Origin of the sequence: Burkholderia sp. LFS061, from assembly GCF_047978125.1 — a bacterium.
Lineage (GTDB): Bacteria > Pseudomonadota > Gammaproteobacteria > Burkholderiales > Burkholderiaceae > Burkholderia > Burkholderia pyrrocinia_C.
On the sequence record NZ_JBFPFS010000011.1, the window covers coordinates 84,677 to 106,465 of the forward strand.

17 protein-coding genes and 1 pseudogene are annotated in these 21,789 nt (G+C 67.9%); 12 read left to right on the forward strand and 6 right to left on the reverse strand.

What is annotated here, in order from left to right:
* Positions 1-10: 10 nt before the first annotated feature.
* The 3 genes from ACNQQL_RS13120 (at position 11) to ACNQQL_RS13130 (ending at position 3,613) form a co-directional block, all read left to right on the forward strand.
* A complete protein-coding gene (locus tag ACNQQL_RS13120; RefSeq protein WP_347064341.1) occupies positions 11-727 on the forward strand; it encodes a FadR/GntR family transcriptional regulator in 717 nt (238 codons plus the stop codon).
* A 245-nt stretch (positions 728-972) separates the two neighbouring features.
* Positions 973-2,598 (forward strand): phospholipase D family protein, encoded by a 1,626-nt coding sequence (locus ACNQQL_RS13125; protein WP_347064342.1) that lies wholly within the window; start codon positions 973-975, stop codon positions 2,596-2,598.
* Between the two features lie 241 nt (positions 2,599-2,839).
* Positions 2,840-3,613 (forward strand): class II aldolase/adducin family protein, encoded by a 774-nt coding sequence (locus tag ACNQQL_RS13130; RefSeq protein WP_347064343.1) that lies wholly within the window; start codon positions 2,840-2,842, stop codon positions 3,611-3,613.
* A 21-nt stretch (positions 3,614-3,634) separates the two neighbouring features.
* Here the strand turns inward: ACNQQL_RS13130 and ACNQQL_RS13135 are convergent.
* Positions 3,635-3,853 (reverse strand): annotated as a pseudogene (locus tag ACNQQL_RS13135) (hypothetical protein); the annotation flags it as partial.
* Positions 3,854-4,512: 659 nt separating this feature from the next.
* On the opposite strand from ACNQQL_RS13135, the gene ACNQQL_RS13140 reads away from it, so the two are divergent.
* Together ACNQQL_RS13140 and ACNQQL_RS13145 are read left to right on the forward strand one after the other, a co-directional pair.
* Positions 4,513-4,947 carry a CHRD domain-containing protein gene (locus ACNQQL_RS13140; protein ID WP_072445138.1) on the forward strand — a complete coding sequence of 145 codons (435 nt, stop codon included), beginning with the start codon at positions 4,513-4,515 and terminating at the stop codon, positions 4,945-4,947.
* An 89-nt stretch (positions 4,948-5,036) separates the two neighbouring features.
* Positions 5,037-5,999 (forward strand): alpha/beta hydrolase, encoded by a 963-nt coding sequence (locus tag ACNQQL_RS13145; RefSeq protein WP_347064344.1) that lies wholly within the window; start codon positions 5,037-5,039, stop codon positions 5,997-5,999.
* Here the strand turns inward: ACNQQL_RS13145 and ACNQQL_RS13150 are convergent.
* Positions 5,969-6,811, reverse strand: a complete 843-nt coding sequence (locus ACNQQL_RS13150) for an EcsC family protein (RefSeq protein ID WP_347064345.1) — start codon at positions 6,809-6,811, stop codon at positions 5,969-5,971. The genes ACNQQL_RS13145 and ACNQQL_RS13150 overlap by 31 nt on opposite strands.
* Before the next feature lie 108 nt (positions 6,812-6,919).
* Between ACNQQL_RS13150 and ACNQQL_RS13155 the strand changes: the two genes are divergently transcribed.
* Both ACNQQL_RS13155 and ACNQQL_RS13160 read left to right on the forward strand, forming a co-directional pair.
* On the forward strand, positions 6,920-8,515 hold the full coding sequence (locus tag ACNQQL_RS13155; protein ID WP_072445135.1) for an MDR family MFS transporter: 1,596 nt from the start codon (positions 6,920-6,922) through the stop codon (positions 8,513-8,515).
* Positions 8,516-8,549: 34 nt separating this feature from the next.
* Positions 8,550-8,996 carry a MarR family winged helix-turn-helix transcriptional regulator gene (locus tag ACNQQL_RS13160; protein ID WP_072445134.1) on the forward strand — a complete coding sequence of 149 codons (447 nt, stop codon included), beginning with the start codon at positions 8,550-8,552 and terminating at the stop codon, positions 8,994-8,996.
* 117 nt (positions 8,997-9,113) lie between these two features.
* Here the strand turns inward: ACNQQL_RS13160 and ACNQQL_RS13165 are convergent, their stop codons facing one another.
* Positions 9,114-9,695, reverse strand: coding sequence for a DJ-1/PfpI family protein (locus tag ACNQQL_RS13165; RefSeq protein ID WP_034179017.1), 582 nt, complete (start codon positions 9,693-9,695; stop codon positions 9,114-9,116).
* A 167-nt stretch (positions 9,696-9,862) separates the two neighbouring features.
* Positions 9,863-11,143 (reverse strand): amino acid deaminase, encoded by a 1,281-nt coding sequence (locus ACNQQL_RS13170; protein ID WP_347064346.1) that lies wholly within the window; start codon positions 11,141-11,143, stop codon positions 9,863-9,865.
* Positions 11,144-11,262: 119 nt separating this feature from the next.
* Here ACNQQL_RS13170 and ACNQQL_RS13175 point away from each other — a divergent pair, with 119 nt between their 5' ends.
* From ACNQQL_RS13175 to ACNQQL_RS13190, 4 genes are all read left to right on the forward strand, one after another.
* Positions 11,263-12,201 (forward strand): MurR/RpiR family transcriptional regulator, encoded by a 939-nt coding sequence (locus tag ACNQQL_RS13175; RefSeq protein WP_072445132.1) that lies wholly within the window; start codon positions 11,263-11,265, stop codon positions 12,199-12,201.
* A gap of 2 nt (positions 12,202-12,203) precedes the next feature.
* Positions 12,204-13,685: a D-aminoacylase gene (locus tag ACNQQL_RS13180; RefSeq protein ID WP_347064347.1), complete on the forward strand. Its 1,482-nt coding sequence runs from the start codon at positions 12,204-12,206 to the stop codon at positions 13,683-13,685.
* A gap of 125 nt (positions 13,686-13,810) precedes the next feature.
* The gene (locus ACNQQL_RS13185) at positions 13,811-14,197 is read left to right on the forward strand and encodes a RidA family protein (protein WP_204424502.1); all 387 of its coding nucleotides are present in this window, start codon (positions 13,811-13,813) and stop codon (positions 14,195-14,197) included.
* 97 nt (positions 14,198-14,294) lie between these two features.
* Positions 14,295-14,714, forward strand: a complete 420-nt coding sequence (locus tag ACNQQL_RS13190; RefSeq protein WP_204424499.1) for a bleomycin resistance protein — start codon at positions 14,295-14,297, stop codon at positions 14,712-14,714.
* A 57-nt stretch (positions 14,715-14,771) separates the two neighbouring features.
* Here the strand turns inward: ACNQQL_RS13190 and queF are convergent, their stop codons facing one another.
* Both queF and ilvA read right to left on the reverse strand, forming a co-directional pair.
* Positions 14,772-15,596: an NADPH-dependent 7-cyano-7-deazaguanine reductase QueF gene (gene queF / locus ACNQQL_RS13195; protein ID WP_347064348.1), complete on the reverse strand. Its 825-nt coding sequence runs from the start codon at positions 15,594-15,596 to the stop codon at positions 14,772-14,774.
* A 12-nt stretch (positions 15,597-15,608) separates the two neighbouring features.
* Positions 15,609-17,132 (reverse strand): threonine ammonia-lyase, biosynthetic, encoded by a 1,524-nt coding sequence (ilvA, locus tag ACNQQL_RS13200; protein WP_347064349.1) that lies wholly within the window; start codon positions 17,130-17,132, stop codon positions 15,609-15,611.
* Between the two features lie 578 nt (positions 17,133-17,710).
* Here ilvA and ACNQQL_RS13205 point away from each other — a divergent pair.
* On the forward strand, positions 17,711-21,736 hold the full coding sequence (locus ACNQQL_RS13205; RefSeq protein WP_347064350.1) for a DUF3683 domain-containing protein: 4,026 nt from the start codon (positions 17,711-17,713) through the stop codon (positions 21,734-21,736).
* Positions 21,737-21,789: the final 53 nt, after the last annotated feature.

Consider the following 21,789-nt stretch of genomic DNA (forward strand, 5'->3'; position numbering starts at 1 on the left):
AGACGAGACGATGGCAGCGATGACGGCACGGGGCCGGACCGAAGTGGTGATGCGCAAGATCGAGACGGCGCTGCTCGACGGCACCTGGCCGGCCGGCGCGCGCCTGCCGGCCGAGCGCGTGCTCGCGCAGCAGTACGGCGTCGCGCGCAACACGGTGCGCGAGGCGACCCAGCGGCTCGTCGCGCGCGGGCTGCTGCAGAGCCGGCGCGGCGCGGGCGTCTATGTGACGGACCAGTTGCGCGCGGGCATCGCGTCGCCGTGGGGCCAGCTGGTCGCCGATCATCCGGCGCTGCGCGACGACATCCTCGAATTCCGCCGCGTGCTCGAAGGCGCGACCGCGTATTTCGCCGCGCTGCGGGCCGATGCGAACGACCGGCGCCGGATCCGCACGCTGCTGCGCGAACTCGAAACCGCGCATGCGAACGACGACGCGGCCGTCGAAGCCGCGACCGACGCGAAGCTGCACGAGGCGATCGCGCTTGCGTCGCACAACACGATGTTCCTGCACCTGCATACGAGCGTGATCGGGATGCTGCGCGAGCACATCTCGATCAACGTGGCGGGTATGACGACGGACGACGAGCAGGCGTCCGAGCTGCTGTTGCTGCAGCACCGTGTCGTGTGCGACGCGATTTGCGCGCATCGGCCCGAAGAGGCGCGCACCGCGATGCAGACGCATATCGACTACGTGCGCAGCCATTTCGAGCGCAGCGGCGACGGGGCATGAGATTGGTCGGACCGTTTCGGTGCACGGGCCGCCCGACGGGCGGATCCGGGGCGGTCGGACCTCGACGCCAGGCACGCGGACGTTCGCCGGCCGCCCACGTCGCCCGCTGCCGCAGCGGGGTGCCGCTTGCGCCACCCGCACGATTGACCGGTTCATCGGGCGCCCACTAAAATCGGCTGGGACCGCCCGCCAGCCTCGCGCCGCGGCGAATGCGGACCCTTGTTCCGCCAGTCGAGGAAGCTTCCGTGCTCACGTCTTTCATCCGGCGCGCGCAGGCCGCGCTGTCGTGGCGCGCCGCATGCGGCCCGGCCCGTGCGCTGGCCGTCTGCGTGCTGCTGTCGCTCGTCGCCGCGTGCGCGACGCATCCGCCCGCCACCACGCTCGATCGCCCGGTTTCCCATGCATTGCCGTCCGATACCGCGACGCCGCTGCGCGACGCGCTGGCCGCGCCCGAGGCCGCGCATCCGGGCCAGTCGGGTTTTCGGCTGCTGGCGGATGGCGCCGAGGCGTTGCAGATGCGCATCGCGCTCGCGCGCGCCGCGACGAAGACGCTCGACATGCAGTACTACATCGCAACCGAGGACACGACGGGCAAGCTGCTGCTCGCCGCGGCGCTGTACGCCGCCGATCGCGGCGTGCGTGTGCGGATGCTGGTCGACGACCTGAACTTCCGTGACATCGACCGCATCATGGCCGCGCTGAACACGCACCCGAACATCGAGATCCGCGTGTTCAACCCGTTCGGCGCGTCGCAGCAGGGCATGGTCGAGCGCACGACCAATTTCTTCACGAGTATCGACAGCTTCACGCGCCGGATGCACAACAAGGCGATGATCGCGGACAACCGGATTGCGATCGTCGGCGGCCGCAATCTCGGCGACGAATACTTCAGCGCGAGCCCGACGCTGCAGTTCCGCGATCTCGACGTGCTCGCCGCCGGCCCCGTGACGACCGACATCTCGGCGAGCTTCGACACCTACTGGGCGAGCGCGAGCAGCTATCCGCTGCGCGTGCTGAATCACCAGTCGTTCGATCCGAAGGATCTCGACGCGATGCGCGACGAGTTGCGCGCCCACTGGCGCCAGAACGCCGATCCGTACAACGCGAAGCCGCTGAACGCGACGCCGCTCGCGCAGCAGATCGCGCGCGACGAGCTCGCGCTCGTGTGGGCGCAGGCCGAGTTCAAGGCCGACGCGCCCGACAAGGTCGCGCAGCCGACCGACGCGTACGTGAGCCCGCCGATGCGGCGCCTCGTCGAACTGACGCGCGGCGCGCAGCAGGAATTCCTCGCGTTCTCGCCGTATTTCGTGCCGCACGACGCGGGCGTGAAGATTCTCGGCGACACGACCGCGCGCGGCGTGCGCGTCGCGATCCTGACGAATTCGCTCGCCGCGACCGACGCGGTTGCGGTGCAGGCCGGCTACGGGCCGTACCGCGTGCCGCTGCTGCGGCACGGCGTCGAGTTGTACGAGTTCAAGGCGCAGCCCGGCCGGCAGCGCCCGCGCCTGTTCGGGTCGCGCTCGCGCGCGAGCCTGCACGCGAAGGCGTACGTGATCGACCGGAAGATCCTCGTGATCGGCTCGATGAATCTCGATCCGCGTTCCGCGCACCTGAATACCGAACTGGCGCTCGTGATCCACAGTCCGGCGCTCGCGCAGCAGGTCGCGACGATCTTCGCGCGCGTGACGCAGCCGGACGAAAGCTATCGCGTGAGCCTCGCGACGCCGGCGGGCGGCGGCGCGCCCGAACTCGAGTGGACGGGCACGGACGACGGCCGGCCGACCACTTATCACGTCGATCCGCACGCGGGGCTGCTGCGCAACGTGATGACCGGCATCTTCATGCTGCTGCCGGTCGACGACCAGTTGTAAGGGCCGGAACGGCTCAGGCCAAACCCGCGATACCGGTGCGCGGGGAAAGGTGATATGGTTGTGTGCGCAACGATATTCGTATCGTGAAGACGTCGCCGGACGGCTCTCGCAATGCGGGGCCGGGGCGGTGAGCGAACGACGCGCCGCATGAGCCGCATGAGCCGCGTGCGGCGTCAGGAGACGATGGACGATGCGCGCAGCCGCCCGCGCGGACGCGCACGCCCGCAACCGGAGTGCCCCCATGCAACGTGTACCGAATCAGCCGTTCACGCGTCCCGCCCGTTTCTCCGAAGCCGAATGGCAGGCGCGCGTGCAGCTCGCGGCGGCCTACCGCATCTTCGATCATCTCGGCTGGACCGAGCTGATCTACAACCATATCTCGCTGCGCGTGCCGGGCGAGGACGGGCATTTCCTGATCAACCCGTTCGGGCTCCATTACCGCGAAGTGTGTGCGTCGAACCTTGTGAAGATCGACATCGATGGCAACGTGATCGGCCATTCCGACTGGCCGATCAATCCGGCCGGCTTCACGTTCCACAGCGCGATCCATGCGGCGCTGCCCGACGCGCACTGCGTGATGCACGTGCACACGACGCCCACGATGGCCGTGTGCTGTTCGCGCGAGGGGCTGTCGTTCTCGAATTTCTATTCGGCGCAGTTGTACGGGAAGATCGCGTATCACGACTTCGAGGGCATCACCGTGCATCTCGAGGAAGGGCGGCGCATCGTCGAGAGCGCCGGCGGGCGGCCCGTGCTGCTGCTGCGCAACCACGGACCGGTGACGATCGGCGCGACGCTCGCGCAGACGTTCTCGCTGATGTGGCTGCTCAACCGCGCATGCGAGGTGCAGGTTGCCACGCACGCGATCGGCGACGCGCTGCCGATCGCGCCGCCCGTGCTCGAAGCGTGCGTGCGCGATTCGCTGAATTTCGACCCGAAGCATGGTGCGGGGCAGGACGCGTTCGACGCGCTGCAGCGCATCGTCGATCGCATCGATCCCGGCTATCGCGCGTGACGCGGGGCGGCCGCGGGGCCGCTAGAAGCGGTAGCCGAGGCCGGCCTGGATCAGGTCGGTGTCGCGGTTGTAGCGCATGACCACGCGGATCCACGTGATGCGCGTGAGCCAGCGATCGGAGCGCCGGTAGCTGGCCAAGATTGACACGATGCCCGTGACCCGGCCGTCGCCGGGCCCGGGTTGCCCTTCCCGGTTGCGCTCGTTGACCGCGAAACAGGCACCGGCTCCGGCCAGGCGCGCCGTAGAGCGCGGCGACGGAACAGAGGCCCGCCAGCATCGGGCGGACACGGACAGGTCGGGGCGGGCAGGGCAGTGGACGACGGGCCGGCACGGTTCACTTCCAGTCACGATCCGACGTCGTCATTGTCACGTGCGTGCGATGACGCGTCGATGCGAGTTTGCGCAATAGCCTGTTACGTCGTGACAACGGCGCGTGCGCGTCTTCGCGCCGCACGACAGGATGGGCAGCGCGATATTCGATGCGAAGGAGAAGCAGCGGAAATTGCTTCGTCATGCTTGTCATATGACGAATGCGGATTCACGTTGCGATGCCGGCATGTCACATCGCCAGGCCGCGCGGCGCACGCAAAAAAAACGCGGCCGGGTGGCCGCGTGAATACTCGCAGACTCCTTCGGACGAAGGAAGCAAGCAACTGTGAGACGAAGTGTAGCGAAAGGCTGGGCGCGGATTCAGGCGTCAGGCTGCAAAGGTCTCTTCCAGGTTGACGCAGACTGACGCGATGCGTCGCGCGAGACGACCTGCCGTGCGCGGCGCGCCGATGGGCGTGCGGCGATTCGCGGCATGGCCGTTCGGAGGACTCCCGGATCGGCGGCGATCGACTACCATCATGTGTAACGCTCCCGTTCGGGCGGCGTACAACGTCGTGCAAGGAGAGTCCATGCTCAAGCTGCGTTTGTTCCAGGTCGCGTTACTCGCGGGCGTGTTGGCCGCCGGCAGCGCCGCTGCCGAAACGGTACGCCTGTCCGCCAGTCTTCAGCCGTCGAGCGAAGTGCCGCCGACGGCGACCAAGGGCTCGGGCGCCGTCGACGCCACCTACGACACGGCCAGCCGCACGCTGCAATGGATGGTGACTTACGAACACCTCACCGGCCCGGCGACGGCCGCGCACTTCCATGGGCCCGCGCCGGTCGGCCAGAACGCCGGCGTGCAGGTGCCGATTCCGAAGGACGAGCTCGCGAGCCCGATCAAGGGCTCGAAGGTGCTGACCGACGCGCAGGTCACCGACCTGATGGGCGGCAAGTGGTATTTCAACGTCCATACGAAGGAGCACCCGTCCGGGGAGATCCGCGGCCAGCTGATGCCGGCGAACTGAGCGCCGGCGTTTGATATAGAGGCTCCGTTCGAGCGGCGCCGGAACGATCGCACGTACCATCGTCACACTGTGATTACGGAGTGCGTCCGATGAGTTGGCAAAGCAAGTTCGCCTGCTGGCTGCTGCGCTGGCAGTTCCGTCCCGAGACCACGCGCGAGGTGCTCGATCCCGCCCGCGCACGGCGCTTTACCGACCTGCGGATGGTCGTGCCGCGCCGTGCGCCGTCGGGCTACCGGCTGCGCGAATGCCATGGCGCGGGCGACGCGCCGCTGCGCGGCGAATGGCTCGAACGCACCGACACGGGCGCGGGTCGCGCGCCCGGCCGCACGCTGCTGTACCTTCACGGCGGCGGCTATTACTTCTGTTCGACGAAGACTCACCGGCCGCTCGTGTTCGGCCTGACGAAGCGCGCGGGCGTGCGCTCGTTCTCGCTCGACTACCGGCTTGCACCCGAAAACCGCTTCCCGGCCGCGCTCGACGATGCGCTGGCCGCGTACCGTCAACTGCTGGCGCTCGGCACGCCGCCCGAGTCGATCGTGCTCGGCGGCGATTCGGCCGGCGGCGGCCTCGCGCTCGCGACTCTCGTCGCGTTGCGCGATCGCGGCGAGCCGTTGCCGGCCGGCGCGATCCTGTTCTCGCCGTGGACCGACCTGGCCGGCACGGGCGCTACGATGCGCACCAACGACGGCGCCGATCCGATGTTCGCCGGCGCCGCGCTGCCGAAGGCCGCGAAGCTGTACCTCGGCGACGCGCCGGCGACGCATCCGTACGCATCGCCGCTCTATGCGGATTTCGCGGGCCTGCCGCCGCTGTATATCCAGGTCGGCAGCACCGAGGTGCTGCTGGACGATTCGCGCCGTGTCGCGGAGAAGGCGAAGGCGGCCGGCGTGCCGGTCGAGATCGAGGTGTGGCCGGACATGCCGCACGTGTGGCAGCTTTACGCGCCGATGGTGCCGGAAGCGCGCGATGCGCTCGACCGCGCGGCCGCGTTCCTGCGCCGCGTCGCGGTCGAACGCGCGGTTCAGCGCGTCGGCGAGGCGTCGATCGCCTGATACGCGGCCTGGATGGCCGCCGGGCCGTACTTGCGCTCGAGGCGGCGCACGGTGAAGTGGCCGTGCGCCATCTGCTGGAAGTGGTCGATGAACAGCGTGTTGACGGTCGCGCCGAGCACGGCGCCGATCGCCGGGATCGACTTCGCGGCCATCTGCTCGGTCACCTGCACCGAGAACCGCGATGCCACCGTCTGTACCAGCTTGAACACCGCCGCCGAGCTGTGCGCGGCGATGCCTTTCGTCGTGATGTCCGACGACGCCTTCGAGATCGCCTGCGCGAGCGCGCCGCGCAGCACGAAATAGCCGAGATCGGCGTCCTCTTCCTGCTTGTCCGGGTTGCCGCCCATGCCGAGCACGGCCAGGCATTGCAACTGCGACTCCACCGACGCGAGATCCTCGCCCTCGCTGCGCGCGATGTCGCACACCGAGCGGAAGATCAGCGTGGTCGTCACCGGCAGTTCGACCGGCAGCGCGAGAAAGCCGAACGCGCCGCCCGCCGCGCCGGTTGTCGCGACCGCGAGCTTGTGCAGCAGGTTGCTGGGTTTCTCGGGCTCGGCGTCCGGCGCCTGCGGCTTGCCGAGCGTGCGCAGCGCGATGTTCAGGCACTTGCGCAGCGCGAGCTGCGTCGCATCGTTGATCTTGCCGGTCGCGAAATCAGGCAGCCGCGCGATCATCTTCTCGACCGGCGCGCCGAGCACGCCCGTCAGCTTCATCGTCAGCGACGGGCTTTCCAGCACCTGCTTCGCGCGCCGCAGCGCGTCCCGGTCCTCCGGCGACAGCGTCGTCGCTGGGGTGATTGAAATCGGTTCCATCTTTCTCCTTGGTGGCCGGGGGGCGGTTTGACCGCCGCCGGCCTAGATTACTCCGACATGCTAGAATTTTGAGATTGTTTGACTCGTCAAAAGTTGCATCAACAAAAAATGGCCGTCCATACTGCCGCCCACCATTCGAGCGGGCAAGTCCTGCCGTTCCGCGAATCGCTGCTGGCGATGATCGGGATCTCGTTCGTCACCATGCTCGTCGCGCTCGACCAGACCGTCGTCGGCACCGCGCTGCCGACCATCGTCGCCGAGTTGAGGGGCTTCGACCTGTACGCGTGGGTCGCGACCTCGTACCTGCTCAGTTCCGTGATCACGGTGCCGATCTTCGGCCGCCTCGGCGACTACTACGGCCGCAAGCCGTTCGTGATCGTGTCGATTGTCGTGTTCACCGGTGCGTCGGTGCTGTGCGGGATGGCCAACGACATGCTGACCCTCGTGCTCGCGCGCGGGCTGCAGGGGATCGGCGGCGGGATGCTGGTCGGCACCGCGTTCGCGTGCATTCCCGACCTGTTCCCGGATTCGGTCGTGCGGCTGCGCTGGCAGGTGCTGATGAGCTCGGCCTTCGGGATCGCGAACGCGGTCGGCCCGTCGCTCGGCGGCGTGCTGACCCAGTCGTTCGGCTGGCGCTCGGTGTTCTACGTGAACCTGCCGGTCGGCCTGCTGTCGCTGCTGTTCGTGTGGCGCTACCTGCCGCACCTGCGCCACGTCGAGCACGATCGCAAGATGCGGCTCGACTGGCCGGGCGCGCTGCTGATCGCGCTGTCGCTCGGCGCGCTGCAGCTGTTCGTCGAATGGCTGCCGAAGTACGGCGTCGCGAGCTGGGCGTCGCTGCTGCTCGTCGTCGCGGTCGCGGCGGGCGTCGGCCTGTGGCACTGGGAGAAGCGCTGCGCGCAGCCGATTCTGCCGTTCGACATGTTCGGCAACCGCGCGCTGTCGGCGCTGTTCGTGCTCGCGATCCTCGCCGGCTTCTCGATGTTCTCGCTGCTGTTCTACGCGCCGCTGCTGTTCCAGGGCGGCTTCGGGATGTCGCCGAAGGAGGCCGGGCTCGTGATCACGCCGCTCGTCGTGTTCATCACGATCGGCAGCATCATGAACGGCCGCGTCGTCACGCGCATCCGCAATCCGAACGCGATGCTGCACGTCGGCTTCGTGCTGTTCGCGATCGCATGCGCGGGCATCGTCGTGTCGACGCACACGACGCCGACCTGGATGCTGATGGCGCTGATGGTCGCGGGCGGCATCGGGCTCGGCTTCGTGCTGCCGAACCTCACGGTATTCGCGCAGCAGGCGGCCGGCCGCGAGCATCTCGGCATCGCGACGGCGCTGCTGCAGTCGCTGCGGATGGTCGGCGGGATGATCGGCACCGCGCTGACGGGCACGCTCGTCAACCAGATGTATTCTGGCGGCGTGCGCAATGCACTCGCGGCCGACCATGCGATGCAGTGGCATGCGCAGCTCGCCGATCCGCAGATCCTGATCGACCGGGCGGCGCAGGGCGGTCTCGTCGCGGAGCTGACGCGCGCCGGGCATAATGGCGCGCTGCTGCTGGAAGCGGCCCGCGAAGCGCTCGTCGGCGCGATTCACCTGGGCGTCGCGATGGCGGCCGTCGTCGCCGTGGTGTCGGTGTGGCAGTGCCGCCGCGTGCCGCCGATCGCGCTGCGGCGCAAGATCGAGCCGCACGTCGCGGCCGATTAACGATTCAACGATTCACCGGAAACGAAATCAGCGCATGGAAGAACAGGACCGCGTCGCGATCTTGCAGCAATTCGGACGCACGTATCGCGCGTTCATGACCGCGTTCGAAGCGCACGTCGGGCAGCCGATGCCGCGCTGGCGCGTCATGGTCGCGTTGCACACGATGGGTGGACATTCGTCGCAGAAGAAGCTCGTCGAAGTGCTGCGCATCGATCCGGGCGCGCTCACGCGCCAGTTGAAGTCGCTCGACGCGCTCGGCTGGATCGAGCGCGAATCCGACGCACGCGACAACCGCGTGACCAACGTGACGCTGACGGACGACGGCCGCGCCGCGTTCGATGCATGCCTGCCGCGCCGCAAGGCGTTTCTCGAACAGACGGTGGCGCAGTTGCCGGACGACGTGCTGAATGCGCTGTCGGGTGCGCTGGCGATGCTGGAATCGCGGATCGCGGACGTCGGTTCGACGCCGGTCGCGCGCTGAAGCGCGGCGCGGGCACGCGCGCACGCCGCGCCCGCGAACGATCGCGACCGGCAGGCGGGCATGGAATCCCGCCGCCGGCCGGCGCTTCATCTCATCTCATCTCAATTCACTTCAGGTTCACAGCTCGATGCGCGTGCCCAGCAGCGCGAGGAACTGCGCGAGCCATGCCGGATGCGCGGGCCACGCGGGTGCGGTGACGAACGGCGCGTCGGTCACGGCCGCGTCGACCGGGATGTCCGCGTATTCGCCGCCCGCGAGCTTCACCTCGGGCGCGCAGGCCGGGTAGGCCGAGATGCGCTTGCCGCGGATCACGTCGGCGGCCGCGAGCAGTTGCGCGGCATGGCAGATCGCGGCGATCGGCTTGCCGGCCGCAGCGAACTCGCGCACGAGCGAAATCACCTTCGGGTCGAGTCGCAGATATTCGGGTGCACGGCCGCCCGCGATTGCGAGCGCGTCGTAGCGCGATGCGTCGACGTCGTCGAACGCCGCGTTCAGCGTGAACTGGTGGCCGGGCTTTTCGGTATAGGTCTGGTCGCCCTCGAAATCGTGGATCGCGGTCTTGATCTTGTCGCCCGCGCGCTTGCCCGGGCAGACTGCGTCGACGTGATGGCCGACGGCCTGCAGCGCCTGGAACGGCACCATCGTTTCGTAGTCTTCGGCGAAATCGCCGGTCAGGAACAGGATCTTCTTCGCGGCCATGGCTTTCTCCAGTGAAGCAGCGTTGAGGGCCCGTTCGCGCCGCGTGCGGCAGACCGACGCAACGGCCGCGAGGAGCCCCGAGGACGAAAGCGCAGTGTACTCCGGCAGATTGAAGCGCGCGTGACGGCCGCCCCGCGCGAGCGGCGGGGCGGCGCGCGCAACGTGCGTCAGAAGAACGTTTCGACCACTTCCGTCATGCGGAACTGCGGATCGAGCACGAGCACCTGACGCCACTTGTCGAACGTCAGGCACGGGTGCGAGATGTCGAACGCGACCATGTCGCCGACCTTCACGTCGGCGCCCGGCGGGATCTGCAGGTACGCGTGCTGGTCCATCATCCCGGTGACGGCCCAGCCTTCGGTGGCGGCGACGTCGCGCGGCGCGGTGTCGCGGCCCGGGCGGAAGTGGCGCGCCGGCTCGGGCAGGCCCGCGTCGAACGCCGCGTCGCGCTTGCCGAGCGCGACGATCGCGCGATTCTGCTCCGGCACCGACTGCACGTACGCCCACAGCTGCAGCGCGGGCAGCAGCCCTTCGCCCATCGTGCGTGCGATCGGGTTGCGCGCGAACACGTCGGTCTGCGCCTTCTTGTAGATGCCGACATCGTGCGTCAGGTAGCAGCCCGGACGCAGCACGACTTCCGCGAAGCCTGCGTCGGACGCCTTCGCGAATTCTTCCGCGACCACGTCGTACCACGCCGAACCGGCGCCGGACAGGATTGCCGGCGTGCGCGCGAAGCGGCCCGCGTCGGCCAGCTGGCGCGTGAGCGCGACCGCGTCCTGCAGGAACGCGCGGATCTCGCCTTCCTCCTTCAGCACGCCTTCGTAGAGTTCGATGCCGGCCAGCTTCAGCGTGTCCGGATAGCGCGCGAGCGCGGCGAGCACGGCTTCGCGCTGCGCGGCGTCGCGCACGCCCGCGCGGCCGCCCGGCACGCCGAGCTCGAGCAGCACGTTCAGCGTTTTTTTCGCGTCGCCGAAGAAGCGGCCGAGCTGGTCGACGCCCTCGGCGGAATCGACGAGACAGAAGAATTCGAAGTCGGGATCGGACAGCAGCCCGGCGATGATCGTCATGTTCTGGCGGCCGACGAGCTGGTTCGCGAGCAGCACGCGCCGCACGCCGCCGTGATACGCGGCCTGCGTCTGGTGCGCGGTCGCGAGCGTGATGCCCCACGCGCCCGCATCGAGCTGGCGGCGGAACAGTTGCGGTGCCATCGTCGTCTTGCCGTGCGGCGCGAACTTGACGCCATACCGCTGGACGAAGGCCTGCATCCAGTTCAGGTTGTGTTCGATGCGGTCCTCGTAAAGCACGGCAGCCGGCAGGCTGACGTCTTCCGCGAGCAGGTTCCACTCGAGGCGGCCCGCGTCGCCGAGCGGCACGCTGGCGCTCGGCAGGTTGCCGAGGCCCTTGCCGAAAGGATCGATCGTCGCTTCCTGATAGTTTGTAACTTTCATGTCATCCCGCTCCATCATCACTATGCATTGCACTGAAGTTGACATGCCGATGGTACAGAAAGTAGCATCGGCGCGGTGATGTTATTTAGTAACATCAAGCTTCGCAACCTTTCCCGCAGATGAATACGCCCGCCACCCCGTCCGCTCCGCTCGCGGCCGAGCCCCATCCGGCTTCGGCCGCCCCGCCGGTCCTCGACATCGTCGCGAGGATCGCCGAATGCGCGCCCGAGCTGCGCGAAGCCGAGCGCAAGGTCGCCGCGTTCATCCTCGCCGATCTCGCGCGCGCCGCGCATGCGAGCATCGGCGCGCTCGCGCGCGACGCGGAGGTCAGCGCCGCGACGGTCACGCGTTTCGCGAAGGCCGTCGGCTGCCGCGACGTGCGCGAACTGAAGGTGCTCGTCGCGCAGGCGGCGGCCGTCGGCCAGCGTTTTCTGGTGCCGTCCGACGATGCCCCGGCCGCCGACGCGAGCCCCGCGTCGGTCGTCTACGACGAGATTCGCGTGGCGCTCGCGCACAACCACCAACTGCTGCGCAACACGTCGTTCGACGCGGCGGCCGACCTGCTTGCCGGCGCGAAGATGATCTATGTGTACGGGCAGGGCGGCGGCTCGACCATGCTCGCCGACGAGCTGCGCTTCCGGCTCGTGCGCTTTGGCCGGCCGGTCGCGAGTTACCAGGACAGCCTGCTGCAGCGGATGGTGTCCGCGACGCTGTCGCGCGACGCAGTTGTCGTCGCGTTGTCGGTGAGCGGGCGCGTGCCCGAGCTGCTCGAGAGCTGCCGGCTCGCGAAACGCTACGGCGCGAAGCTGATCGCGATCACCGCGCCGGCTTCGCCGCTCGCGAAGCTCGCCGACCACCTGATCCCGGTCGTCGCGTTCGAAACCGATTTCATTTACAAGCCGTCGACATCGCGCTACGCGATGATGATGGCGATCGACGTGCTCGTCACCGGAGTCGCGCTGCGGCTCGGCGATGCGGGCCGAGAATCGCTGCGCCGCATCAAGCATGCGCTCGATGCGCATCGCGGCGGCGGAGACCGTCAACCGGTAGGAGACTGACCATGCATTCGCATCCCGAAGCCGCCGATACGCTGATCGTCGGCGCGCAGTTGTACGACGGCACCGGCGCACCGCCCGTCACGCGCGACGTCGCGATCCGCAACGGCGTGATCGCGGCGATCGGCAACCTGTCGAACTGGCTCGCCGAGACCGTCGTCGAGGCGAACGGCCGCGCGCTCGCGCCGGGCTTCGTCGACGTGCACACGCACGACGACACGCACGTGATCCGCGCGCCGCAGATGCTGCCGAAGATCTCGCAGGGCGTGACGACGGTGATCGTCGGCAACTGCGGGATCAGCGCGTCGCCGGTGACGCTCGCGGGCGATCCGCCCGATCCGATGAACCTGCTCGGCGAGCGCGGCGCGTTCCAGTACCCGACCTTCGCCGACTACGTCGCGGCCGTGAACGACGCGCGTCCGGCCGTGAACGTCGCGGCGCTCGTCGGCCACACGGCGCTGCGCAACAACCAGATGGACCGCCTCGACCGCGCGGCGACCGGCGGCGAGATCGCCGCGATGCGCACGCAGCTCGAGGAGGCGCTCGCGAACGGCGCGCTCGGCTTGTCGTCGGGCCTCGCGTACGGTTCCGCGTTCGCGGCGCCGACCGAGGAAGTGATGGCGCTCGCCGAGCCGCTCGCGAATGCGGGTGCGCTGTACACGACGCACATGCGCACCGAGTTCGACGCGATCCTCGACGCGATGGACGAGGCGTATCGCGTCGGCCGCCATGCACAGGTGCCGGTCGTGATCTCGCACCTGAAATGCGCGGGCCCGTCGAACTGGGGGCGCAGCACCGAAGTGCTCGCGTCGCTCGAGGGCGCGCGCCGCTACCAGCCGGTCGGCTGCGACTGCTATCCGTACAGCCGCAGCTCGTCGACGCTCGACCTGAAGCAGGTGACGGGCGACATCGACATCACGATCACGTGGTCGGAGCCGCACCCGGAAGTCGCGGGCAAGCTGCTGAAGGCGATCGCGGCCGACTGGGACGTGACCGAGCAGGAAGCCGCGCAGCGCATCCGCCCGGCGGGCGCCGTGTACCACAACATGTCCGAGGACGACGTGCGGCGGATCCTGTCGCACCCCGCGACGATGGTCGGCTCGGACGGCCTGCCGAACGATCCGCTGCCGCACCCGCGGCTGTGGGGCGCGTTTCCGCGCGTGCTCGGCCATTACGTGCGCGACACGAACCTGCTGCCGCTCGAGGAGGCGATCCGCAAGATGACGTCGCTGTCCGCGCGCCGCTACGGGATCGCGCGGCGCGGAGAGGTGCATGTGGGCTATCACGCGGATCTCGTGCTGTTCGATCCGGTGCGCGTGATCGACGCCGCGACGTTCGAGAAGCCGCAGCAGCCCGCGCACGGGATCGATGCCGTGTGGGTGAACGGCGTGCTGACCTACGAGAACGGCCAGCCGACCGGCGAGCGCGCCGGCGGCTTCGTCGCGCGCGGCGAGCGCGTGCCGGTGGGCGCCGACGCCGCGTTCTGAGCGCGGCGGTTGTTCCGATCTTCGCGCGCGCCGCTGCCGGCGCGCGCATCCGCAACCGAGCGTTGCATGGGATCCGGGGCGGTGCTGAAGCGCCTGCCCGGGTCGACAAAACAAGGAGTGAAACGATGAAGCGATATGGCGTAGGCGAAGCGAAGGGTACCGGCGGCCAGGTGATGCCGTTCGCACGTGCGGTCGAGGCTGACGGCTGGCTGTATGTGTCGGGCCAGACGCCGATGGTGAACGGCGAGGTCGTCGAAGGCGGGATCGTCACGCAGTCGAAGCAGACGATCGAGAACGTGATCGCGATCCTGAAGGAAGCCGGTTATGGGCTCGAGCACGTCGTGCGCTGCGGCGTGTGGCTCGACGACGCACGCGATTTCGCGTCGTTCAACAAGGTGTTCGTGTCGTACTTCGGCGAGCATCCGCCGGCACGCGCGTGCGTGCAGTCGAGCATGGTCATCGACTGCAAGGTCGAGGTCGACTGCATCGCGTACAAGGCGCAGGCGAAGTAACGCGGCGACGGCGAGCCGATACGCAACGGGCTCGGCGCATTCATGTGCGCCGGGCCCGTTTTATCGTGTGCCGCACGATTGTGAGGAGAGGAAATGCATGGAATGGGCTGCGCTGGTGCCGGAGCTGGTCTGCACGGACCTTGCCGGAAGCATTCGCTTCTATCGTGACGTGCTGGGATTCCGGATCCGCTTCGAGCGTCCGGAAGACGGATTCGCATACATCGAGATCGGCTCGGCCCAGCTCATGCTTGAACAGCACCGTCCGGAGAGCTGGCTGACGGGCCCGCTGGAACCGCCGTTCGGCCGTGGGATCAATCTGCAGATCGAGGTCGATTCGCTCGAACCCATCTACGCCCGGATCCGCGCCGCAGGCGTGGCGATGTTCGTCGAACCGTGCACTTCCTGGTATCGGCAGGACGATATCGAGCACGGCCAGATCGAGATGCTGGTGCAGGACCCCGACGGTTACCTGCTGCGCCTGGTGGAAATCCTCCCGGAGCGGCCGCTGCAAGGATGACTCCGGGCAGTTCGCCGTCCGGGATGCCGTGGCCCCTCGTCGAGAGGGGGCGCTCGCTCACTGCCGCGCCGTCCGCGCGTTGTCCGGCATCGGCTGGTTGTAGTTCGTGCGGAACGGGTTGATGTCGAGCCCGCCGCGGCGCGTGTAACGCGCGTACACCGCGAGCTTCACCGGTTTGCACGCATGCAGGATGTCGAGGAAGATCCGCTCGACGCACTGCTCGTGAAAGCCTGTGTGATTGCGGAACGAGATGATGTAGCGCAGCAGGCCGGCATGATCGATCTGCGGCCCGACGTAGTGAATCTGCACGCTGCCCCAGTCGGGCTGACCGGTGACCGGGCAGTTCGAGCGCAGCAGGTCCGACACGAGCGTCTCCTCGACCGGCGCTTCGTTTTCGGCGGCCGACAGCAGCGACGGATCGGGTTCGTACACGTCGGTGTCGAGGTCGAGCCGGTCGAGCGACAGCCCGTCGAGCTCTTCCATCTCGAGCTTGCCGAAATCGTGCGGCGACACGAGCTGCACCGACACGCTCGCGCCGCACGCGGCCGACACGTCGCGCTTGAGCACGTCGCGCACCGCGTCGACCGAGTCGAACATAGATTGTGCGAACGAACCGAGATACAGCTTGAACGACTTCGATTCGACGATGTTCGGCGATTCGGCCGGCACGAAGAACGTCGCGACCGCGACCTGCGGCTTGCCGCGCGCGTTGAGCCACGACAGCTCGTACGCGTTCCAGATGTCGGTGCCGAAGAACGGCAGCGCCGACGCGATGCCGAGCTGCTCGCGCGCGCCCGCGCGCGGGATCGGGAACAGCAGCGACGCGTCGTACCGGGCTGCGTAGACGGTGGCCTTGCCGAGCGGGGAATGTTCGGGATTCATTGCGTGACGCCTTTACGACAGGAAGAGGCGGTAAGCCGGGTTGGCGCTCTCTTCGACATACGGATAGCCGAGTGCCGCGAGGAAGCCCTCGAACTCGGCGCGATCGGCCTGCGGCACCTGCAGCCCGACGAGGATCGAGCTGTGGTCCGCGCCCTGGTTGCGGTAGTGGAACAGGCTGATGTTCCAGTCCGGCGCCATCGACGACAGGAACTTCATCAGCGCGCCCGGCCGCTCCGGGAATTCGAAGCGGAACAGGCGCTCGTCGAGCGCGAGCGGCGAGCGGCCGCCGACCATGTAGCGGATATGTTCCTTCGACAGCTCGTCGTGCGTCAGGTCGACGGTCTTGAAGCCGTGCGACTCGAAGTTCGCGGCGATCTCCGCCGATTCGCCGCGCCGGCGGATCTGCACGCCGACGAAGATGTGCGCGGACTGCGCATCGGCGATCCGGTAGTTGAACTCGGTGACGTTGCGGTCGCCGACGAGCGAGCAGAAGCGCTTGAAGCTGCCGCGCTCCTCGGGGATCGTGACCGCGAACACGGCTTCGCGCGCCTCGCCGACCTCCGCGCGCTCGGCGACGAAGCGCATCCGGTCGAAATTCATGTTCGCGCCGGACGTGACCGCGACGAGCGCCTGGTTCTCGATCCCCTCGCGTTCCGCGTACAGCTTCGCGCCCGCGACCGCGAGCGCGCCGGACGGCTCGAGCACGCTGCGGGTATCCTGGAACACGTCCTTGATCGCCGCGCACAGTGCGTCGGTGTCGACGGTCACGACGCCGTCCAGGTATTCGCGGCACAGCCGGAAGGTTTCCTCGCCGACGAGCTTCACCGCAGTGCCGTCCGCGAACAGGCCGACCTCGGTCAGCTCGACGCGTTCACCGGCCTTCAGCGACTGCGCCATCGCGCACGAATCCTCGGCCTGCACGCCGATCACCTTGATCTCCGGGCGCACGGCCTTCACGTATGCGGCGACGCCGGACGCGAGGCCGCCGCCGCCGATCGGCACGAAGATCGCGTGGATCGGGCCCTGGTGCTGGCGCAGGATCTCCATCGCGATGGTGCCCTGGCCGGCGATCACGTAAGGATCGTCGAACGGGTGGACGAACGTGAGGCCGCGCTCTTCCTGCACCTTGACCGCATGCGCGTAGGCATCGCTGTACGACTCGCCGGCCTGGATCACCTCGACGCCCGGGCCGCCGTGCGCGCGCACCGCGTCCACTTTCACCTGCGGCGTCGTGACGGGTACGACGATCACCGCCTTGACGCCCATCCGGGCCGCCGAGAACGCGACGCCCTGCGCGTGATTGCCCGCCGACGCGGTAATCACGCCGCGCGCAAGCGCGTCGGCCGGAATGTGCGCCATCTTGTTGTACGCGCCGCGCAGCTTGAACGAGAACACCGGTTGGTTGTCCTCGCGCTTCAGGTAGACGGCATTGCGCAGTCGGGCCGACAGGTTGCGGGCGGGTTCGAGTTCCGTCTCGATCGCGACGTCGTAGACGCGCGCGGTGAGGATTTTCTTCAGGTAATCGTGGGATGCCATGGGCGCTCGCGTGCAGTGCGGAAGCAGACGGTAAAGGATCAATGATAGCGCCAAGGGTCCGCCCGCATGCAAGCGGCATGCCGGGCGAGCGGTCGCGGGGCGGCGCGGGCGGCGCATTCGCGACGCCGGGCGTCCCGTTTTTACCGGTTTAACCGCGCGGTTACCGACCGGACGGGCGGCGAATGATCGCACGAATCCGCGCCGAACCAGGCCTGGCGCGGCTTGCGGGGATAGCCCCACGACCTGTCCGGCGTGTCACGCATGGCCCGATCATGGGTTAGAATTCCGTTTTGAATCAAGGATCGGAAGATGCAGAGGCACCCTCGGATCGCCCCGTTGAAGCCGACGCCGCGCGCAGCCAGCCCCGCGGCGGAACGGCACGCGCGCCGCGCGCGATCGTGCTGATGGTTCCGAGTGCCGCCAGGCCCTGTCGCCGGCCAGGAGGGGCGAATCAACGCCCGCTCCGGCCCCATGAAGGACAGCCGCGCGCCTGGTAACAGAACAGATTTCCCCAAGATTGCGCCCACGCGCTTGCCGACGCCCGTGCACGGGGTATCGGCCCTCCGAGTCGTCCGAACATGAACGCACCACAAGTTTTCGATCCGAATGGCGCGGCCGCCGCCGTCGCCGCCGACCCCGCGCCCCGGTTGCGCGAGATCCCCTACAACTACACGTCCTTCTCGGATCGCGAGATCGTGATCCGCCTGCTCGGCGAAGAGGCGTGGTCGGTGCTCGACGAACTGCGCGCCGAACGCCGTACGGGTCGCTCGGCACGGATGCTGTATGAAGTGCTCGGCGATATCTGGGTCGTGCGCCGCAATCCGTATCTGCAGGACGACCTGCTCGACAACCCGAAGCGCCGCGCGCTGCTGATCGAGGCGCTGAACCACCGCCTGACCGAGATCGGCAAGCGCCGCAGCGCGGATCTCACCGCGCACCGCGACGACGCGGGCCGCGAGCGCGCGGTTCGCGTCGAGATGCTCGAAGCCGCCGCGCAGCGGGCGGTCAACGAGTTCGCCGACGAATTCGAGAAAATGGCCGACCTGCGCCGCCGCGCGACCAAGGCGCTCGGCCGCTGCACGCAGAAGGACAACATCCGCTTCGACGGGCTGTCGCGCGTGTCGCACGTCACCGACGCGACCGACTGGCGCGTCGAATACCCGTTCGTCGTGCTGACGCCCGATACCGAAGCCGAGATCGCGGGCCTGATCAAGGCCTGCTTCGAGCTCGGCCTGACGGTAATCCCGCGCGGCGGCGGCACCGGCTACACGGGCGGCGCGGTGCCGCTCACGCCGTTCTCCGCGGTGATCAACACCGAGAAGCTGGAACAGCTCGGCGCGGTCGAGCTGACCGAGCTGCCGGGCGTCGCGCACAAGGTGCCGACGATCTTCTCCGGCGCGGGCGTCGTCACGCGCCGCGTGACCGAGGCGGCCGAGGCGGCCGGCTACGTGTTCGCGGTCGATCCGACTTCGCTCGACGCGTCGTGCATCGGCGGCAACGTCGCGATGAACGCGGGCGGCAAGAAGGCCGTGCTGTGGGGCACCGCGCTCGACAACCTGGCCTGGTGGCGGATGGTCGACCCGGACGGCAACTGGCTCGAAGTCACGCGCCACGAGCACAACCAGGGCAAGATCCACGACATCGCGGTCGCGCGTTTCGAACTGAAGTGGTTCGACGGCGCGTACGCGCCGGGCGAGAAGCTGCTGCGCACCGAGATGCTCGAGATCGAAGGCCGGCGCTTTCGCAAGGAAGGGCTCGGCAAGGACGTGACCGACAAGTTCCTCGCCGGCCTGCCGGGCGTGCAGAAGGAAGGCTGCGACGGGCTCATCACGTCCGCGCGTTGGGTGCTGCACAAGATGCCCGCGCACACGCGCACCGTCTGCCTCGAATTCTTCGGCCAGGCGCGCGAGGCGATCCCGAGCATCGTCGAGATCAAGGACTACCTGTTCGAAACGTCGAAGCAGGGCGGCGCGATCCTCGCGGGCCTCGAGCACCTCGACGAGCGCTACCTGCGCGCGGTCGGCTACGCGACCAAGAGCAAGCGCAATTCGTTCCCGAAGATGGTGCTGATCGGCGACATCGTCGGCGACGATGCGGATGCAGTGGCGCATGCGACGTCCGAAGTGATCCGGATGGCGAACGGCAAGAGCGGCGAGGGCTTCGTCGCGGTCAGCGCGGAGGCGCGCAAGCGCTTCTGGCTCGACCGCAGCCGCACGGCCGCGATCGCGAAGCACACGAACGCATTCAAGATCAACGAGGACGTCGTCATCCCGCTGAACCGGATGGGCGAGTACACCGACGGCATCGAGCGGATCAACATCGAGCTGTCGCTGAAGAACAAGCTGCAACTCGTCGACGCGCTCGAAGCGTTCTTCCGCGGCGGCAACCTGCCGCTCGGCAAGACCGACGACGCGAACGAGATCCCGAGCGCCGAGCTGCTCGAAGACCGCGTCCAGCAGGCGCTGGAGCTGCTCAAGCGTGTGCGCGCGCGCTGGGAATTCGTGCGCGACCGGCTCGACCAGCCGCTGCGCGAGGCGCAGCACTATCTCGTGCAGCTCGGCTACGAGGCGCTGGCCGAGAAGTTCGCGGATCGCGCGGACGAGCAGCCGGGCGCGACCGTGTTCCACATCACGCAGGACCGCACGGTCCGCATCTCGTGGAAGCAGGAGATCCGCGCCGAGCTGCGCGCGATCTTCAATGGCGGCGCGTTCAAGCAGATCCTCGACGAAGCGCAGGCGATCCACAAGCATGTGCTGCGCGGCCGCGTGTTCGTCGCGCTGCACATGCACGCGGGCGACGGCAACGTCCACACGAACATCCCGGTCAACTCCGACAACTACGAGATGCTGCAGGACGCGCATGCGTCGGTTGCGCGCATCATGAAGCTCGCGCGCTCGCTCGACGGCGTGATCTCCGGCGAGCACGGGATCGGCATCACGAAGCTCGAGTTCCTGACCGACGACGAGATCGCCGAATTCCGCGCGTACAAGCAGCGCGTCGACCCGAACGGTCGCTTCAACAAGGGCAAGCTGCTCGACGGCGCCGATCTGCGCAATGCGTATACGCCGAGCTTCGGGCTGATGGGCTACGAGTCGCTGATCATGCAGCAGTCCGACATCGGCGCGATCGCCGATTCGGTGAAGGACTGCCTGCGCTGCGGCAAGTGCAAGCCGGTATGCGCGACGCACGTGCCGCGCGCGAACCTGCTGTACAGCCCGCGCAACAAGATCCTCGCGACGTCGCTGCTGGTCGAGGCGTTCCTGTACGAGGAACAGACGCGCCGCGGCGTGTCGATCAAGCACTGGGACGAGTTCAACGACGTGGCCGACCACTGCACGGTGTGCCACAAGTGCGCGACGCCGTGCCCGGTGAAGATCGACTTCGGCGACGTCACGATGAACATGCGCAACCTGTTGCGCAAGATGGGCAAGAAGAAATTCAACGCCGGCAATGCGGCGGGCATGTTCTTCCTGAACGCGACCAATCCGCAGACGATCAACGCCGCGCGCAGCGTAATGATGGGCGTCGGCTACAAGGTGCAGCGCTTCGCGAACGACATGCTGAAGAACGTCGTGAAGAAGCAGACGCAGCACCCGCCGGCGACCGTCGGCAAGCCGCCCGTCGTCCAGCAGGTGATCCACTTCGTCAATAAGAAGATGCCGGGCAACCTGCCGAAGAAGACGGCGCGCGCGCTGCTCGACATCGAGGACAACAAGATCGTGCCGATCATCCGCAACCCGAAGTCGACGACCGTCGATTCGGAGGCGGTGTTCTACTTCCCGGGCTGCGGTTCCGAGCGGCTGTTCTCGCAGGTCGGCCTGGCGACGCAGGCGATGCTGTGGGAAGCGGGCGTGCAGACGGTGCTGCCGCCGGGCTACCTGTGCTGCGGTTATCCGCAGCGCGGCTCGGGCCAGTACGACAAGGCCGAGAAGATCGTCACGGACAACCGCGTGCTGTTCCACCGCGTGGCGAACACGCTGAACTACCTCGACATCAAGACGGTGGTCGTGTCGTGCGGCACGTGTTACGACCAGCTCGCAGGCTACGAATTCGACAAGATCTTCCCCGGCTGCCGGATCATCGATATCCACGAGTTCCTGCTCGAGAAGGGGATGAAGCTCGACGGCGTGACGGGCACGCGCTACATGTATCACGACCCGTGCCATACGCCGATCAAGACGATGGACCCGGTCAAGCTCGTCAACGAGCTGATGGGCACGGAGAAGGACGGCTACAAGATCGAGAAGAACGACCGTTGCTGCGGCGAATCGGGCACGCTCGCGGTCACGCGCCCGGACGTGTCGACGCAGGTCCGCTTCCGCAAGGAAGAGGAAATCCGCAAGGGCGCGGCGAAGCTGCGCAGCATCCCGGTCGTCGCCGGCGATGCCCCGGCGACGACCGCAGCGGCCGCGAACGGCCCGGACGTGAAGATCCTGACGAGCTGCCCGTCGTGCCTGCAGGGCCTGTCGCGCTACAACGAGGATGCGAACATCGAGGCCGACTACATCGTGGTCGAGATCGCGCGCCAGGTGCTCGGTGAAAACTGGATGGCCGATTATGTCGCACGTGCGAACCATGGCGGGATCGAGCGCGTGCTGGTCTAATGCGGGCATGACGACCGCCCGACCGGGCTTGGGATGAGAGCGGGCGCCGGCGC